General features: G+C 71.7%; 13 protein-coding genes. 4 read left to right on the top strand and 9 right to left on the bottom strand.

Annotated elements, in window-relative coordinates:
- Positions 1–92: 92 nt before the first annotated feature.
- The gene (gene nucS / locus ACTYVM_RS14020) at positions 93–764 is read right to left on the bottom strand and encodes an endonuclease NucS (protein ID WP_362355280.1); all 672 of its coding nucleotides are present in this window, start codon (positions 762–764) and stop codon (positions 93–95) included.
- 301 nt (positions 765–1,065) lie between these two features.
- On the opposite strand from nucS, the gene ACTYVM_RS14015 reads away from it, so the two are divergent.
- A complete protein-coding gene (locus tag ACTYVM_RS14015; protein ID WP_445526270.1) occupies positions 1,066–1,458 on the top strand; it encodes an SCO5389 family protein in 393 nt (130 codons plus the stop codon).
- An 85-nt stretch (positions 1,459–1,543) separates the two neighbouring features.
- Here the strand turns inward: ACTYVM_RS14015 and ACTYVM_RS14010 are convergent, their stop codons facing one another.
- Positions 1,544–2,572 (bottom strand): LLM class flavin-dependent oxidoreductase, encoded by a 1,029-nt coding sequence (locus tag ACTYVM_RS14010; RefSeq protein ID WP_445526269.1) that lies wholly within the window; start codon positions 2,570–2,572, stop codon positions 1,544–1,546.
- A gap of 221 nt (positions 2,573–2,793) precedes the next feature.
- Here ACTYVM_RS14010 and ACTYVM_RS14005 point away from each other — a divergent pair, with 221 nt between their 5' ends.
- Entirely contained in the window at positions 2,794–3,132 is a 339-nt protein-coding gene (locus ACTYVM_RS14005; RefSeq protein WP_445526268.1) for an Rv1322 family protein, read from the top strand.
- Positions 3,133–3,155: 23 nt separating this feature from the next.
- Here ACTYVM_RS14005 and ACTYVM_RS14000 read toward each other — a convergent pair whose 3' ends face one another.
- From ACTYVM_RS14000 to mce, 7 genes are all read right to left on the bottom strand, one after another.
- Entirely contained in the window at positions 3,156–4,031 is an 876-nt protein-coding gene (locus ACTYVM_RS14000; protein WP_445526267.1) for a DUF2705 family protein, read from the bottom strand.
- Complete coding sequence (locus ACTYVM_RS13995) at positions 4,028–5,275, bottom strand: ABC transporter ATP-binding protein (protein WP_445526266.1); 1,248 nt, start codon at positions 5,273–5,275, stop codon at positions 4,028–4,030. Before ACTYVM_RS13995 ends, ACTYVM_RS14000 begins: the two co-directional genes overlap by 4 nt.
- 115 nt (positions 5,276–5,390) lie before the next feature.
- On the bottom strand, positions 5,391–6,161 hold the full coding sequence (locus ACTYVM_RS13990; protein ID WP_445526265.1) for an ABC transporter permease: 771 nt from the start codon (positions 6,159–6,161) through the stop codon (positions 5,391–5,393).
- A gap of 3 nt (positions 6,162–6,164) precedes the next feature.
- On the bottom strand, positions 6,165–7,133 hold the full coding sequence (locus ACTYVM_RS13985; protein ID WP_445526264.1) for an ABC transporter ATP-binding protein: 969 nt from the start codon (positions 7,131–7,133) through the stop codon (positions 6,165–6,167).
- 103 nt (positions 7,134–7,236) lie between these two features.
- Positions 7,237–8,175 carry a coiled-coil domain-containing protein gene (locus tag ACTYVM_RS13980; protein WP_445526263.1) on the bottom strand — a complete coding sequence of 313 codons (939 nt, stop codon included), beginning with the start codon at positions 8,173–8,175 and terminating at the stop codon, positions 7,237–7,239.
- Positions 8,176–8,356: 181 nt separating this feature from the next.
- Positions 8,357–12,202 carry a polarized growth protein Scy gene (scy, locus tag ACTYVM_RS13975; protein WP_445526262.1) on the bottom strand — a complete coding sequence of 1,282 codons (3,846 nt, stop codon included), beginning with the start codon at positions 12,200–12,202 and terminating at the stop codon, positions 8,357–8,359.
- Between the two features lie 234 nt (positions 12,203–12,436).
- Positions 12,437–12,877 (bottom strand): methylmalonyl-CoA epimerase, encoded by a 441-nt coding sequence (gene mce, locus ACTYVM_RS13970; RefSeq protein ID WP_445526261.1) that lies wholly within the window; start codon positions 12,875–12,877, stop codon positions 12,437–12,439.
- A gap of 149 nt (positions 12,878–13,026) precedes the next feature.
- On the opposite strand from mce, the gene ACTYVM_RS13965 reads away from it, so the two are divergent.
- Both ACTYVM_RS13965 and meaB read left to right on the top strand, forming a co-directional pair.
- Positions 13,027–14,235: an acetyl-CoA C-acetyltransferase gene (locus tag ACTYVM_RS13965; RefSeq protein WP_445526260.1), complete on the top strand. Its 1,209-nt coding sequence runs from the start codon at positions 13,027–13,029 to the stop codon at positions 14,233–14,235.
- 137 nt (positions 14,236–14,372) lie between these two features.
- Positions 14,373–15,329, top strand: coding sequence for a methylmalonyl Co-A mutase-associated GTPase MeaB (meaB, locus tag ACTYVM_RS13960; RefSeq protein WP_400029240.1), 957 nt, complete (start codon positions 14,373–14,375; stop codon positions 15,327–15,329).
- Positions 15,330–15,380 lie beyond the last annotated feature (51 nt).

Below are 15,380 nucleotides of genomic sequence, written 5' to 3'. Positions count from 1 at the left end.
AGACCCAGGAAAAAAAGGAAATGGGGGGGGGACTGCTCGGGAAACAACCCCCCCTCCCCCCCCGGCGTCGTACGAGTGCCCCGCGGCCGTCCTCAGAACAGCCGCAGCTTGTCGTCCTCGATGCCGCGCAGGGCGTCGTAGTCCAGCACCTGGCAGCCGATGCCGCGGTCGGTGGCGAGGACCCTGGCCTGCGGCTTGATCTCCTGGGCCGCGAAGACGCCGCGGACCGGGGCGAGGTGGGGGTCGCGGTTCAGCAGCTCGAGATAGCGGGTGAGCTGTTCCACGCCGTCGATCTCACCGCGCCTCTTGATCTCGACCGCGACCGTGCGTCCCTCGGCGTCCCGGCACAGGATGTCGACCGGGCCGATGGCCGTCATGTACTCGCGGCGGATCAGCGTGTACCCCTCGCCGAGCGTCTCGATGCGGTCGGCGAGCAGCTCCTGGAGGTGGGCTTCCACGCCGTCCTTGATCAGCCCGGGATCCACGCCGAGTTCGTGCGAGGAGTCGTGCAGGACCTCCTCCATCGTGATGATGAGCTTCTCGCCCGCCTTGTTGACGACGGTCCAGACGCCCTCCTCGTCACCGGTGCCCTCCTTCAGGGTGCACGGCGGAGACATCCAGTTCAGCGGCTTGTAGGCGCGGTCGTCCGCGTGGATCGAGACGCTGCCGTCGGCCTTGACCAGGATCAGACGGGGCGCTGACGGCAGATGAGCGGTGAGCCGACCGGCGTAGTCGACGGAGCACCGGGCAATGACGAGACGCATGGTCGGCAACGCTACTGGACGGACGGCGGTGCGCGCGATTCGCCCGGGGACCTCCCGCCGGGCGTCCACCGGGACTCCCCGCCGGACGCCCCATTTTTCCCTGGATCACCCGTGTTCACTTGTGGCCGATTGTGTGCCCAACTAGCCCGGTCTGTATATGCATTTGCCTAGTGGGCGTCCGTTCTTGTGCCTACCGTAGTGAACGGGAGGTCGCGACCCGTGTACTCACCGTATTGGGAGTCGCGCGCCCCCATGACCTGTCCGGCAACCCCTGTCGTTCGGGGGTGCGAGAGGAGAACCCATGTCGCTCGACGTCTCACCGGCCCTACTCGAAGCGGCCGAGCGAGGCGAGGTCGACGAAGCTGAATTCGTCGACTGCGTCCGGACCTCCCTGCCCTACGCGTGGGAGATGATCAGCTCCCTGGTGGCCCAGCTGAAGGTGGACGGCGGCCAGTTCGCCGACAACCAGACGCCCCCGCCGGACGAGCAGGCACGCGGTCAGCTGCTGCGTGCGCTGGCGAGTGACGCCATACGCGGAGCGCTTCAGCGGCACTTCGGTGTGCGGCTCGCCTTCCAGAACTGCCATCGGGTCGCGGTGTTCCCGCTGGACGCCTCGGTCGACGAGACGCTGGCCCGTTTCACCTCGGTGCGCAACCAGCTCCTCAACCAGTCCCCGGAACTTCGGGACTGCTGACGCCGTGAGTCGCCTGCTTGCCGCTCCTTCCGCGGGAGGTGCTTGGAGTACAGGGGGCGGCAAGCTTCCCATGACGCGCTCTGGGTCAACGGAGGTGGGGCAGTACCTCGGCGCCGAGCCGTCGCAGGTTCTCCTCCGTCGCCGCCAGATCGCCCGAGCCCTCCGTGAGCAGGGCGAAACGGGAGACACCGGTCCGCTCGGAGGTCGCCGCGAGCCGGTCGGCGCACAGCCGCGGGGTGCCCACCGGGTGCAGCCCGCAGAGCAGTTCGGTGTACTCCAGCGGATCGCGCATCGCGCGCATCCGGCCGTCCACGGTGACATGGGCGTCCAGACCCTGTTTCAGCCAGCCCGGCATCGCCTTCAGCAGGGTCTCGGCCGCGTCCGTGCGCCGGTCCGCGATCTGGCAGACGCCCGCCGAGACATGGGCGGCGCCCCGGATCTCCTCCTCCGGCCGGCCCGCCGCCCGCGCGCACCGCTGCCACAGGGCGACCATCCCGGCCTTCTCCTCGTCCCCGATGTGCATCCCCAGCAGCATCGGCAGCCCGCGCTCGGCGGCCAGCCGCACACTCGCCACGGAGGTGCAGGCGACGACGACCTCGGGGCCCGGGACCTGGGTCAGTGCCTCCGAGGGACGCGGCACGACGGGGACCTCGCGGAAGGCGAACCGCTCTCCCGAGGCCGACACCGACGGCTCGCGCAGCCAGCGCACCAGCAGGTCCAGCGACTCCGGGAACCCCTTCTCGTACGCCTCCAGCCCCTTGCCGAACACTTCCAGGTCCACCCACGGGCCGCCGCGCCCTACACCGAGCGAGAACCGCCCGCCGCTCGTCACATGCAGCAGCGCCGCCTGCTCGCCGAGCGCGACCGGGTGGGCCGTGGGCAGCACGCTGACCGCCGTACCCACCCGCAGTCGGCGGGTGCGGCCCAGCAGCAGCGCGGCCAGGGTGATCGCCGACGGGCACGTCCCGTACGGGACGAAGTGGTGCTCGCCCAGCCAGACCGCGTCAAGACCGGCCTCCTCGGCGACCTCCGCGGAGCGGACCGCCCGGTGCAGCGCCTCGCCTTGGCCCTGCCCGGGGAACTGGGCCGCCAGCACGAAACTTCCTACGCGCATTGCTCTTTCCTGCTTCCTCGGCTCCGACGCGGAGCTCCCCCACCGGGCATAACCGGGGGACACGTGCCGAGGACACGGCCTGGCGAAGAGATTTGCGGATTGTCTGCGGAATGGCTGGTCCGGGCAGGGGACTTGTGGTGTCCGGTTCTCCCCACCCGCCCGTGGCGGCGGCGCGTAGGCTGGAAGAGCCCCTGTTCCCGTACCGCTTCGTGAGGTGTCCCGTGTCCCCCCGCCGCAACCGACCCAAGGATGCGAGAGGCGCCGCCTCGTCCGGCCGGACCGAGGACGACACCCCGGGCCGCTACGGAGGCTGGCAGTCCACCGAGAACTGGCAGGGCGAGGACTTCAGCGTGCGCCATGTCGCGGGCGCGGCCGCCGGGGGCAAGACGTACCGCTGCCCCGGCTGCGACCAGCTGATCCCCTCCGGCGTCCCGCACGTGGTGGCCTGGCCCCAGCACGCGGGGGTGGACGACCGCCGGCACTGGCACAAGGCGTGCTGGAACGCCAAGGACCGCCGCACCACGCGGGTGCAGCGGTCCCGTAACGCGCCGCGGTTCTAGGGTCTTGGCGGCACACCGGTGACTCAGACGTCCCGGCTCCGCAGCAGGATCCAGGCGCCGGCGAACGCGGCGGCCGTCGCGACCAGCAGGATCCACAGCGGGTCCCAGCCGGTCGGGCCGGAGTCGGTGAGGGAGTTGGAGTAGAAGACGCTCAGCTGGTTCGGGATCGAGTACTCGAACAGGAACTGGCGCACCTTCTCCAGCGAGCGCGTGAACATGAACAGCGCGATCACCAGCGGGGCGAGCACGACACCGATCATGATCGTGATGGCGCCCGCGGAGTGCCGCAGCAGCGAGCCCACGAGGAGCGAGAACAGCCCGAGCAGGGCCATGTAGAGGCTGACGCCCACGGTGGCCTTGAACCACTCCGCTCCGGTGGGCTGCCGGGCGCCGGTGCCGTCGAGCATGGCCGTCTGGACGAGGCCGACCACGCCGGTGGAGACCAGGGTCACCACGAACGCGACCAGGAAGAACACCACCGCTTTCGCGGTGAGCACCCGCCCACGGCTCGGGCACGCCGTCATCGTGGTCCGGATCATGCCGGTGCCGTACTCCGAGGCCGTGGTCATCACGCCGAGCGTGATGACGCAGATGCTGCCGAGCAGCAGCCCGAAGAAGCCCAGCGACAGCATGTTCTCGTCGCCGTGTATCTCCCCCGCGGAGTTGGCGATGATCAGGCCGGTCAGCAGCCCGATCCCCACCACGAGAAGGATGAACACCCCGAGCGTCCACATCGTGGAGCGGACCGACTTGATCTTCGTCCACTCCGAGGCGAGGGCGTGCCCGAGATGCGCTCGGACCACCGGGATCGGCGAGGTGTAGCCGGGCCGGGGGGAACCGGCCGCCGCCTCCCAGGCGGGCGGCGCGGCCTGCGGCACAGGAGTCTGCGGCGTGCTCATCGGGCGTCCTCGGGCTTGGTGGAGTCGGCGGCGGGGGAGGGCGCGGGCGCGGGTGCCGGTGCGGCCCCTCCGTGCGGCGCGGCGGCGGGCTGGGCGGGCACCTGCGAGGCCTGCGGCGAGCTCTGCGCGTACGGGTTCGGGGCGCCCGCGCCCGGAGCGGCGTACGGGTTCGGCTGCCCGCCGGGGGCGCCCTGCGGGCCCGCGTACGGCTGTCCGCCGGGCTGGGGCGGTGGCGGTGCGTACCAGCCCGGCTGGCCCTGACCGGGAACCGGCACGGGCGGCCGGGCGCCGGGCGGCAGGGGCTGCATCAGCCCGGCCTTCTGGTCGTGCGTGGAGCGGTAGTCGACGACCCCCTGGGTCATCCGCATGTACGCCTCCTCCAGCGAGGCCTGGTGCGGCGACAGCTCCCACAGGCGTACGTCCGCCTCGTGCGCGAGGTCGCTGATGCGGGCCAGCGGCAGCCCGGTCACGCGCAGCGCGCCGTCCTGCTCCGGCAGCACGTGCCCGCCCGCCTCGGTCAGCGCGGACGTCAGCTTCTCCCGCTGCTGCGGCTCGGTGTCGGGTGTGCGGACCCGCGCGAAGTCCGCGGAGTTCGCGGAGATGAAGTCCGTCACACTCATGTCGGCGAGCAGCTGCCCACGCCCGATGACGACCAGGTGGTCGGCGGTCAGCGCCATCTCGCTCATCAGGTGCGAGGAGACGAACACGGTCCGCCCCTCCGCCGCGAGCGACTTCATCAGATTGCGCACCCAGAGGATGCCCTCGGGGTCGAGACCGTTCACCGGCTCGTCGAACAGCAGCACCTGCGGGTCGCCCAGCAGCGCGGCGGCGATGCCCAGCCGCTGGCCCATGCCGAGGGAGAAGCCCTTGGAACGCTTCTTCGCCACCCCCTGGAGGCCGACGACCCCGAGCACCTCGTCGACGCGGCGGGCCGGGATGCCGGACAGCTGGGCCAGGGACAGCAGGTGGTTGCGCGCGGACCGGCCGCCGTGCACCGCCTTCGCGTCCAGCAGGGCGCCGACCTGGCGGGGCGCGTTCGGCAGCGTGCGGTACGGATGGCCGCCGATCGTCACCATCCCCGAGGTGGGGTTGTCGAGCCCCAGGATCATCCGCATCGTCGTCGACTTGCCCGAGCCGTTCGGACCGAGGAAGCCGGTGACGGCACCGGGCCGCACCTGGAAGGAGAGGTTGTGCACGGCGGTCTTGTCGCCATAGCGCTTGGTCAGGCCGACTGCCTCGATCATGCTCCGCACCCATCGAAAACGGTTCCAGGTCAGCGGGGCAGACGCCCCCCGTAAGGGTTAGGAGGATATCCGGGCGCTGACGGTTCCGCCCAAAGGAAAGTAAAAGCCTTCGTGCTCAGGCGTCCCGGTTCCGCAGCAGTACGAACCCTCCGGCGAGCGCCGCGATCACCCACAGCAGCATGATCCCGAGGCCGCCCCAGGGGCCGTAGGGGGTGTCGTCGGCGACCCGGGGAACCACCTGCATGATGCGGCTGCCGGCCTGGTCGGGCAGGAACCGGCCGACCTTCTTCGTCGCCGAGACGTTGCCGAGGATGTTGGAGATCAGGAAGAAGAACGGCATCAGGATGCCAAGGGACAGCATCGGCGAGCGCAGCATCACGGTGACGCCCATGGAGAACATGGCGATGAGAGTCATGTAGAGGCCGCCGCCGACGACCGCGCGCAGCACACCCGGCTCGCCGAGGGAGGTGCCGAGCGATCCGAGCATCGCCTGCCCGAGGAAGAACGAGGCGAAGCTGGTGACCATGCCCACCACGAGGGCCAGCCCGGCCGCCACCGCCACCTTGCTCGCCAGGAAGGCACCGCGCTGCGGGACGGCGGCCAGCGAGGTGCGGATCATGCCGGTGCTGTACTCGTTGGACACCACCAGCACCGCGAACACGATCATCGCGAGCTGGCCGAGGCCCATGCCGGCGAAGCTGACGTAGGTGGGGTCGAAGGAGGCCCGGTCCTGCGGGTGCATGTTCCCGAACTCGTGCTTCGACAGGGCCGAGAGCAGCATGCCGAGGGCGATCGTGACGACCGCCGTCAGGGACAGCGTCCACACCGTGGACGCCACCGACCGGATCTTGGTCCACTCGGACCTGATGACCTGAGTCGCCGCCATCGCTCAGCCCTCCTTCTCACTGTCGGCGCCCCGCGGCGGGGTGGGCGCCCCTTCCGGCACGGCCCCTCCGGCGTGCGCGTGGTACTCCACCGCACCGGCCGTCAGCCGCATGAACGCCTCCTCCAGCGACGACTGCTGGCTGCTCAGCTCGTGCAGCACGACCTGGTGCTGTGCGGCCAGCTCCCCGATGCGCTCCGCCTTGCCGCCCTCGACCTGAAGCAGTCCGCCCTCGCCCGGTACGGCCGTGATCCCGGCCTCGTGCAGCACGTCGAGCAGGCGTTCGCGCTGCGGGGTGCGGACCCGGACGTGGGAACGGGAGTTCCGCTCGATGAAGTCGGCCATGGAGGTGTCGGCGAGCAGCCGGCCCTGACCGATGACGACGAGGTGGTCCGCGGTCAGCGCCATCTCGCTCATCAGGTGCGAGGAGACGAACACCGTACGGCCCTGGGCGGCGAGGGACTTCATCAGACCGCGGATCCAGTGGATGCCCTCGGGGTCGAGGCCGTTGACCGGCTCGTCGAACATCAGGATCTGCGGGTCGCCGAGCAGCGCGCCGGCGATGCCGAGCCGCTGGCTCATGCCGAGCGAGAAGCCCTTCGCCTTCTTCCGCGCCACCGGGGTCAGACCGACGGTGTCCAGGACCTCGTTCACCCGGTGGGTGGGGACGCCGTTGCTCTGGGCGAGGCAGAGCAGATGGTTGTAGGCGCTGCGCCCGCCGTGCATGGCCTTGGCGTCCAGCAGCGCGCCGATGTACGTCAGCGGGTCCTTGAGCTCGTGGTAGTGCCGCCCGTCGATGCGGACGTACCCGGAGGTCGGACGGTCGAGGCCGAGGATCATCCGCATCGTCGTGGACTTCCCGGCGCCGTTGGGCCCGAGGAACCCGGTGACGGTGCCCGGCCGGACGGTGAAGGTGAGGCCGTCGACCGCCAGCTTCTCTCCGTACCGCTTGGTCAACCCCTCCAGTTCGATCATGTCGGACACGCTAGAACGCCGCGAAGCTCTCCGCCACCCCTGGGGCGGAGAGCTTCGCGGTCAGCGGTGTACTTCGGCCGCTGTCAGGCCCGGTGAGCTCGGATCAGCGGGACTGCTGCGCCGGAACGCCGCGGGAGATCGGCTCGTCCTCGGTCGCCGGCGCGCCCGCGGCGGCCACCGCGGCACCGGTGAGGGTCGCCAGCATCTCGCGCACGTTCGTCAGCTGAGCGTTGATGGAGTCGCGGCGGTTGGTGAGCGCCGCGAGCTCGCGCTCGGACTCCGAACGGATGCGGTCCGCCTTGGCGTTGGCGTCGGCCACGATGTCCTCGGCCTGGCGCTGGGCCGTCTCCACCGTCTGGCGGGCGCGGCGGTCGGCGTCGGTGCGCAGCTTCTCCGCCTCCAGGCGCAGCTGCTCGGCGCGGTGCTCGATCTCCGCCAGCCGCTTCTCGGCCTTGGCCTGACGGGAGGCCAGGTCCCGCTCGGACTGCTCGCGCCGCTTGGCGAGGTTCGTCTCGAAGTCCGCGGCGGCCTGTGCGGCCTTGGCGCGGGTCTCCTCGAAGAGGGCGTCCGCCTCCTCCCGCTTGGACTGCGCGTCCTTCTGTGCCTCGGCGCGCAGCTGGGAGGCCTCGCCCTTGGCCTTCTCGACGATCCGGACGCCCTCGTCCTCGGCCTTGGTCTTGCGGTCCGCGGCGAAGGACTCGGCGTCGTTGCGCACCTGCTGGGCCGCCGACTCGGCCAGTTCGCGATGCTGTTCGGACGCGCGCCGGGCCTCGTCACGCAGGTCCTTGGCCTCCTCCTCGGCGAGGCGGAGGATCTTCTCGACCCGCGCGCCGAGGCCCGCGTACGACGGCTCGGCGTCGCCGACCTGGGCCTGGGCGTTCTGCGTCTCGAGGTGGAGCTCCTCGATGCGCTTCTCCAGGGCGGTGATGCGGGCGAGAGCACTGTCACGATCAGAGACGAGCTTGGAGATTCGTTCGTCCACCTGAGCGCGGTCGTACCCACGCCGCACAAGCTCGAAGCCGTAGGGGGAAGTGTCGCTCATGGGGTTCCTGTCCGAATGAGACCGGTGAGGTGATAGGTGGAATCCTAGGGGCCGAAGCGGTGTGTCATCGAGCGGATACGTGTTTGATCTGGAGAATGACACCTCTTTTGAGTGGCTGACCGTTCCAGGGCTTGCCGAAGAACGGGTCAAAGCACGCAGAAGACCGGAATCCGCCTACAGGCTAGCCGTCTGACGTCTTGCCACCCGACCGGGGTGCCCCCACCGTCGCGCCGGCCTTCACCGCGCCGTCCTTTCCGGACGGCGCCTCGAACGACTCCAGTGCCTCCAGCACGTCCTGCACCCGGGAGATCTCGGCGTTGATGTCCTCGCGCCGGCGCACCAGGATCTCCAGCTCGCGCTTGCCCTCCTCGACCGTGCGGCGGGCCTCGCGGACCGCCTCGGCCTTGAGCTCCTCGGCCTCCTTGACGAGCTTCGCCTTCTTCTGCTCGGCCTCCTTCAGCAGCCCCTCGGCCTTCTTCACCGCGGCGATCCGGACCTTGCCCGCCTCGGAGTTGGCCTCCGAGACGATCTCCTTCGCCTTGCTCTGCGCCTTGGCCAGCTGCTCCTCGGCCGCCTTGACGAGGGCGTCGCAGCGGTCGCCCGCCGACTTCATCGTCTCGGCCGCCTCGCGGCGGGCCCGCTCGTGCAGCTCCTCGATCTCCGTCGTGAGCCGCTCGCGCAGCTCCTCCGCGCGCTCCCGGATCTGGGTGGCGTCCCGGCGGGCGCCGACGAGCAGCTCGTCCGCGTCCGTACGGGCCCTCTCCACCGTGCTGTTGCCCTCGACCTTCGCCTCGGACAGGATCCGCTCGGCCTCCTTGCGGGCCGCGCCCACCATCGAGTCGGCCTGGGACTCGGCGTCCGCCTTCGTCTTGACCGCGCTCGTCTGCGCCTCGGTGAGCAGCTTGTCGGCCTCGGCGGTGGTCTCGGTGATGAGCGTGTCGACCTGCTCGGCGGCCTCCGAGCGCCGCTTGTTGGCGTCCCGGCGGGCCTCGTCCAGGGTCCGCTCGGCCTCCTCGCGGGCCTCGCCCACCAGCCGCTCGGCCTCCGCCCGCGCCGTCGACTCGACCCGCTCGGACTCGCCACGGACCCGCTCGGCGTGCGCCTGCGCGGCGCCGACCGTCTCGGCGGCATCGGCCCGCAGCCGCTCCGCGTCCCCGGTGGCGTCCGAGATCAGCTGCTCCGCCTTGGCGACGGACTCGGCACGGACCCGGTCGGCCTCCTCGACCGTCTCCGTCTGGAGCCGCTCCGCCTCCGAGCGCGCCTCGGAGATGAGCGTGTCCGCCTGGGTGGCCGCCTCCGACCGGATGCGGTTGGCGTCCTCGCGGGCCTCCGCCCGGGTGCGCGAGGCGTTCTGCTCGGCCTGCGCGACGGTGTCGGAGGCCTCGGTGCGCACCCGCTGGGCGTGCTCGGAGACGTCCGCGCGGATCCGCTCCGCCTCCGTGATCGCCTCGGACACGGTCCGCTCGGCGAGCACCTTGGCGGCCTCGGCCTCCTCCCGCGCCTCACCGCGCAGCCGGCCCGCGTCCTCGCTCGCCCGCTCCCGCTCGGCGTAGGCGTCGGTGCGGACCCGGTCCGCCTCCTCCTCGGCCTCCCGGCGGGACCGTTCCGCCGCGTGCTCGGCGGCCGAACGCAGCCCGGCGATCTCCTCCTGCGCCTGCTCGTGCAGCCCGGCGACGGACTCCCGCACCTGCTGCGCGTGCTGCTCGGCGGCCGACACCATCTCGGTGGCGCGCCGGTCGGCCTCCTCCACCAGACGGGTGGCCTCGGCCTGCGCCTCCTCCACCCGCTTGCGCGCGGAGGCCAGCAGTTCCTCGCTCTGCTCGCGGGCCCGCTCGCGCTCCTGTTCGGCCTCGCCGCGCGCGTCACCGAGCAGTTCCTCGGCCTCGCGGCGGCGCCGGGCGGCCTCCTCCTGGGCGGCGGCCAGCGTCTCGGACGCCTCGGTGCCCAGCCGCTCCGCGGCGGCCTGCGCCTCCGCGCGGACCCGGTCCGCGGTGTCCTGCGCCTCCGCCTTGAGCCGCTCGGCCTCCGCCGCGGCCTCCGAGCGCAGCCGTACGGCGACGGCCTCGCCCTCGGCGCGGGAGGCGGACGCGTCGGCGGCGGCCTCCGTGCGCAGCCGCTCGGCCTCCGTCTCCGCCTGCTGTTGCAGCGTCCGGATGCGCTCGGCGGCCTCGGCGCGCAGCCGCTCGGCCTCCTCAGCCGCCTCGCGGCGGATGCGGGTGGCCTCCTCGCGGGCCTCGCCCAGCGCCTTCTCGGCGTCCGCCAGCCGCTCCTCGGCCTCGGTGTGCAGCCGGGTGAGCTCCTCGGTGGCCTCCGCCTTCCGGGCGGCGATCGCCTGCTCGGTCTCCTCGCGCAGCTCGCGCGCGGCCTTCTCGGCGTCCGCCGTGACCGACTGCGCCTGCTCGGCGGCCTCGGCGCGGTGCCGCTCGGCCTCCTTGCGGGTGCGCTCCAGGGTCTCCTCGGCCTGCCGGCGCAGCGTGGTGGCCCGCTCGATGGCCTCGGTGCGGACCTTCTCGCTGTCGGTCTGCGCGGTGCCGCGCAGCTCGTCGGCGTCGGCCTTCGCCTTGGCCAGCAGCTCCTCGGCGGACTTGGCCGCCTCCTCGATCTGGAGCACGGCCTCGCGGCGGGCCTCGGCGCGGATCCTCTCGCCCTCGGCGACCGCGTCGGCGCGCAGCTGCTCGGCCTCGCCGCGCAGCCGGCGGGCCTCCTCCTGGAGCTCGACCGTCTTGGCGCGGTACTCCTTGGTGTCGTCCTTGGCGGCGCCCTTGAGCTGCTCGGCGATGTCGTGCGCCTCGGCGCGCAGCCGGTCCGCCTCGGCCTCGGCCTCCGTGCGGATCCGCTCGGCCTCCTCGGCCGCCGCCTTCGTGGTCTGCTTGGCTTCGTCCGACGCCTTGTTCAGCACGTCCTCGGCGGTCTTCGCCGCCTTGGAGAGCTGGGTCGCGCTCTCCTCGGCGGTGATCGTCCGGGCCTTCTCGGCGGCCTCCGCGACGATCTTCTCCGCCTCGGCGCGGGCGTCCGCGACCAGCTGCTCGGCCTCGGACCTGGTGGCCTCGGCCTCCTTGGTGGCCTCCTGGACCAGCCGGGCGACCTGCTCCTTGGCGGTGCGCGTGCGCTGCTCGTTGGCCGACTCGGCGCCGGCGAGCGTCTTGGCCGCGGCCTCCTCGGCCTCGGTGACCAGCTTCTCGGCCTCGGTCTGCGCCTTGCGCAGCGCGTCCTCGGCCGCCGTCATGCGCTGCTCGGCGGCCCGGCCCAGCTCGGCGGACCGGCGGCGCGTGGCGTCCGACTCGCTGGCGGTGGCGGAGCGCAGCTGCTCGGCGTGGTCGGTGGCCTCCTGGGCCTGGGTGGAAGCGGCGTTCAGCAGTCGCTCGGCGTCGGTGCGGGCGCGGCGCAGGAGCTGCTCGGCCTCCGCGCGGGCCGCCTCGGCCTCGCTCTGCAGCCGCTGCCGGGCCTCGGCGGCCAGCCGCTCGGCCTCCGCGCGGGCGGCGGACATGGCCTGCTCGGCCTCGGCACGCGACTCGTCCAGCAGACGCCGGGCCTGCTGCTCGGTGCGGGCGCGCAGCTGCTCCGCCCACGCCACGTTCTCGTTGACGTGCGACTCGACGGTCTGCCGGCGCTCGGCGAGCTCCTGGTCGAGCTGCTGGCGCCGGTTGACCGCCTCGGCGTGCAGCTCCGCCTGGAGGCGCGCGGCCTGCTCGGCGTGCTCCTGGAGGATGCGCTGCGTCTGCGCCCGTGCCTGGCTCAACTCGCGCTCGGCGTCGGCGCGGATCTGGTCGGCCTGCACCTGCGCGTTGCGCAGCAACTGCTCGGCCTGGTAGCCGAGGTCGGCGCCGTCGTAGGCGGGCCGGGTCATGATGGTGCGGCGCGCCTCGTGCAGCTTGGCGCGCAGCACCTCGACCTGGTAGCCGAGGTCCTCGGCGTGCTGGATCGCCTTTTCCCGCTCGGTCTTCAGCCGATCCATCTCGGCCTCGAACCGAGAGAGGTGGTCGACGTCAGCCGCCGGCTCTCGCTCCTGGCGTTCGTAGCCCCGCACTGCGCGGTCCCATCCGTCCCCTGGTCGCAAGCCTGTCCAAACGAGCACCGTCCATCCGCCGAACGGGGCCCCCGGGAAATGGTGTCAGATCAACAGCGGAGCACGGGCTGCTGCCCCGCCGCTCGTCCCCCGAAACACGGACCCCGGCGGTCCTGTCGCTCGTGACGGCAGGACCGGGTCGTCCCCGCTCGGGGGACGACCGCCCCCAACCCTACCGGCCCTTATGTACGGGAGTCAGTGCTCAACCGACTCAACGGCCGCCGAAGTGACCAGTTCTGTCAGGACTCCGTGGCAATCCTTGGGGTGCAGGAAGGTGATCCGGGACCCCATCGAGCCGCGCCGCGGCTCGTCGTACAGAACGCGCACGCCCTTGTCGCGGACGGCCGCGGCCTCCGCGTCGACGTCCGCCGTGCCGAAGGCGATGTGGTGCACGCCCTCGCCGTTCTTGGCGAGCCACTTCGCGACGGTGGAGTCCTCGCGGATCGGTTCGAGCAGTTGCAGGTAGGAGGCTCCGCCGTCGGAGGTTTCGTTGATCTTGAGCATGGCCTCGCGCACCCCCTGCTCCTCGTTGACCTCGGTGTGGAACACCTCGAAGCCGTACGTGGTCCGGTAGAACTCGACGGTGGCGTCGAGGTCGTGGCAGGCGATCCCGATGTGGTCGATTCGCGTCAGCATGGAATCAGTGCAACGCCAACGGGGTGGTTACGCAACGTGCGCGCGATCACACCGACGGCCCGATGACGGGGTGGAGCAGCCCTCAGTACATTCGAAGTAAACCCTCGTTCACTCCTCGGCTGAGCAGGCCGGTAAGGGGATCGCAGCTCATGTCTTCTGGAATGTCCGGTACGACCGGCTCGGTGATCGTCGCGGGCGCGCGCACGCCCATGGGGCGACTGCTGGGCTCGCTGAAGTCCTTCTCCGGAGCCGACCTCGGCGGCTTCGCGATCAAAGCCGCCCTCGACCGCGCGGGGATCGGCGGCGACCAGGTGCAGTACGTGATCATGGGCCAGGTGCTCCAGGCCGGGGCGGGGCAGATCCCGGCCCGTCAGGCCGCGGTCAAGGCCGGCATCCCGATGAGCGTGCCGGCGCTCACCGTCAACAAGGTGTGCCTGTCCGGTCTGGACGCCATCGCGCTCGCCGACCAGTTGATCCGTGCGGGTGAGTTCGACATCGTCGTGGCCGGCGGCCAGGAGTCCATGACCAACGCCCCCCACCTCCTGCCGAAGTCCCGCGAGGGCTACAAGTACGGCGCGGTGGAGATGCTGGACTCGATGGCCCACGACGGCCTGACCGACTCCTTCGAGGGCATCGCCATGGGCGCCTCCACGGAGAAGCACAACACCCGCCTGGGCATCGGGCGCGCCGCGCAGGACGAGATCGCCGCCCTGTCCCACCAGCGGGCCGCCGCCGCGCAGAAGAACGGCGTCTTCGAGGCCGAGATCACCCCGGTGGAGATCCCGCAGCGCAAGGGCGACCCGGTCCTGTGCAGCAAGGACGAGGGCATCCGCGGCGACACCACGGCCGAAGGCCTGGGCAAGCTGCGCCCGGCCTTCGCCAAGGACGGCACGATCACGGCCGGCTCCTCCTCGCAGATCTCCGACGGCGCCGCGGCCGTGGTCGTGATGAGCAGGGCCAAGGCCGAGGAGCTGGGCCTGGAGTGGATCGCCGAGATCGGCGCCCACGGCAATGTCGCGGGTCCGGACAACTCCCTTCAGTCCCAGCCCTCCAACGCCATCCTGCACGCCCTGAAGAAGGAGGGCCTGGAGGTCTCCGACCTGGACCTCGTGGAGATCAACGAGGCGTTCGCCGCCGTGGCCGTGCAGTCAATGAAGGACCTCGGCGTGTCCACGGAAAAGGTGAACGTGAACGGCGGCGCCATCGCCCTGGGTCACCCGATCGGGATGTCCGGCGCCCGTCTCGTGCTGCACCTGGCGCTGGAGCTGAAGCGGCGCGGCGGCGGTGTCGGCGCGGCCGCGCTGTGCGGTGGCGGCGGCCAGGGCGACGCGCTGATCGTCCGGGTGCCGAAGGCCTGAGCCGGGTACGGCTCGACCGACCCCCTTTCGTCCGAACCCTTCGTGCGACCCCTTTCGTGCGAACCCCTTCGTACGAACCCTTTCGTACGAACCCTCGTACGCGGACCGCGTACGAGGATCACGTGAACGGAGCTGTGATGCAGGACGTCTCCTCTCTGGTGGCCCAGGCGAGGGAAGGCCGGCCGCGAGCCGTGGCCCGGCTGATCTCCTTGGTGGAGGGGGCGTCCCCGCAGTTGCGGGAGGTCATGCGCACGCTCGCGCCGCTGACCGGCAACGCGTACGTGGTCGGTCTGACCGGCTCCCCGGGCGTGGGCAAGTCGACGTCCACGTCCGCGCTGGTGACCGCGTACCGCAAGCAGGGCAAGCGGGTCGGCGTCCTGGCCGTCGACCCGTCCTCGCCCTTCTCCGGCGGCGCGCTGCTCGGTGACCGGGTGCGGATGTCGGAGCACGCCTCCGACCCGGGCGTCTACATCCGCTCCATGGCCACCCGCGGCCATCTGGGCGGGCTCGCGTGGGCCGCCCCGCAGGCGATCCGCGTCCTGGACGCCGCGGGCTGCGACGTGATCCTGGTCGAGACGGTCGGCGTCGGCCAGTCGGAGGTGGAGATCGCCTCCCAGGCCGACACGTCCGTCGTCCTGCTGGCCCCGGGCATGGGCGACGGGATCCAGGCGGCCAAGGCCGGCATCCTGGAGATCGGCGACGTCTACGTGGTCAACAAGGCCGACCGGGACGGGGCGGACGCCACCGCCCGCGAGCTGAACCACATGCTGGGCCTCGGCGAGGCCCGCGGCCCCGGCGACTGGCGCCCGCCCATCGTCAAGACGGTCGCCGCGCGCGCCGAGGGCGTGGACGAGGTGGTCGAGGCGCTGGAGAAGCACCGGGCCTGGATGGAGGAGCGGGGCGTGCTGGCGGAGCGCCGCCGGGCCCGTGCCGCCCACGAGGTGGAGACCATCGCGGTCACTGCCCTGCGCGAACGCATCGGCGACCTGCACGGCGACCGCCGTCTGAGCGCCCTCGCGGAGCGAATCGTCGCCGGTGAGCTGGACCCCTACCAGGCGGCGGACGAACTGGTGGCGGGACTGACCGAGGGCTGATCCCCGCCTCGTCCGGAAACACCGTGGTCAATCCCGGCGGGTACCGCTAAC

It is taken from the genome of Streptomyces cyslabdanicus (genome assembly GCF_052663305.1).
The sequence above is the reverse complement of the archived record's forward strand: the minus strand, read 5'-3'. Positions and strand labels throughout refer to the sequence as shown.

Bases quoted from the DNA above. Each gene is read 5' to 3' on its own strand.
- nucS (WP_362355280.1), bottom strand. From the start codon at position 764: ATGCGTCTCGTCATTGCCCGGTGCTCCGTCGACTACGCCGGTCGGCTC.
- ACTYVM_RS14015 (WP_445526270.1), top strand. From the start codon at position 1,066: ATGTCGCTCGACGTCTCACCGGCCCTACTCGAAGCGGCCGAGCGAGGC.
- ACTYVM_RS14010 (WP_445526269.1), bottom strand. From the start codon at position 2,572: ATGCGCGTAGGAAGTTTCGTGCTGGCGGCCCAGTTCCCCGGGCAGGGC.
- ACTYVM_RS14000 (WP_445526267.1), bottom strand. From the start codon at position 4,031: ATGAGCACGCCGCAGACTCCTGTGCCGCAGGCCGCGCCGCCCGCCTGG.
- ACTYVM_RS13995 (WP_445526266.1), bottom strand. From the start codon at position 5,275: ATGATCGAGGCAGTCGGCCTGACCAAGCGCTATGGCGACAAGACCGCC.
- ACTYVM_RS13990 (WP_445526265.1), bottom strand. From the start codon at position 6,161: ATGGCGGCGACTCAGGTCATCAGGTCCGAGTGGACCAAGATCCGGTCG.
- ACTYVM_RS13985 (WP_445526264.1), bottom strand. From the start codon at position 7,133: ATGATCGAACTGGAGGGGTTGACCAAGCGGTACGGAGAGAAGCTGGCG.
- ACTYVM_RS13980 (WP_445526263.1), bottom strand. From the start codon at position 8,175: ATGAGCGACACTTCCCCCTACGGCTTCGAGCTTGTGCGGCGTGGGTAC.
- mce (WP_445526261.1), bottom strand. From the start codon at position 12,877: ATGCTGACGCGAATCGACCACATCGGGATCGCCTGCCACGACCTCGAC.
- ACTYVM_RS13965 (WP_445526260.1), top strand. From the start codon at position 13,027: ATGTCTTCTGGAATGTCCGGTACGACCGGCTCGGTGATCGTCGCGGGC.
- meaB (WP_400029240.1), top strand. From the start codon at position 14,373: ATGCAGGACGTCTCCTCTCTGGTGGCCCAGGCGAGGGAAGGCCGGCCG.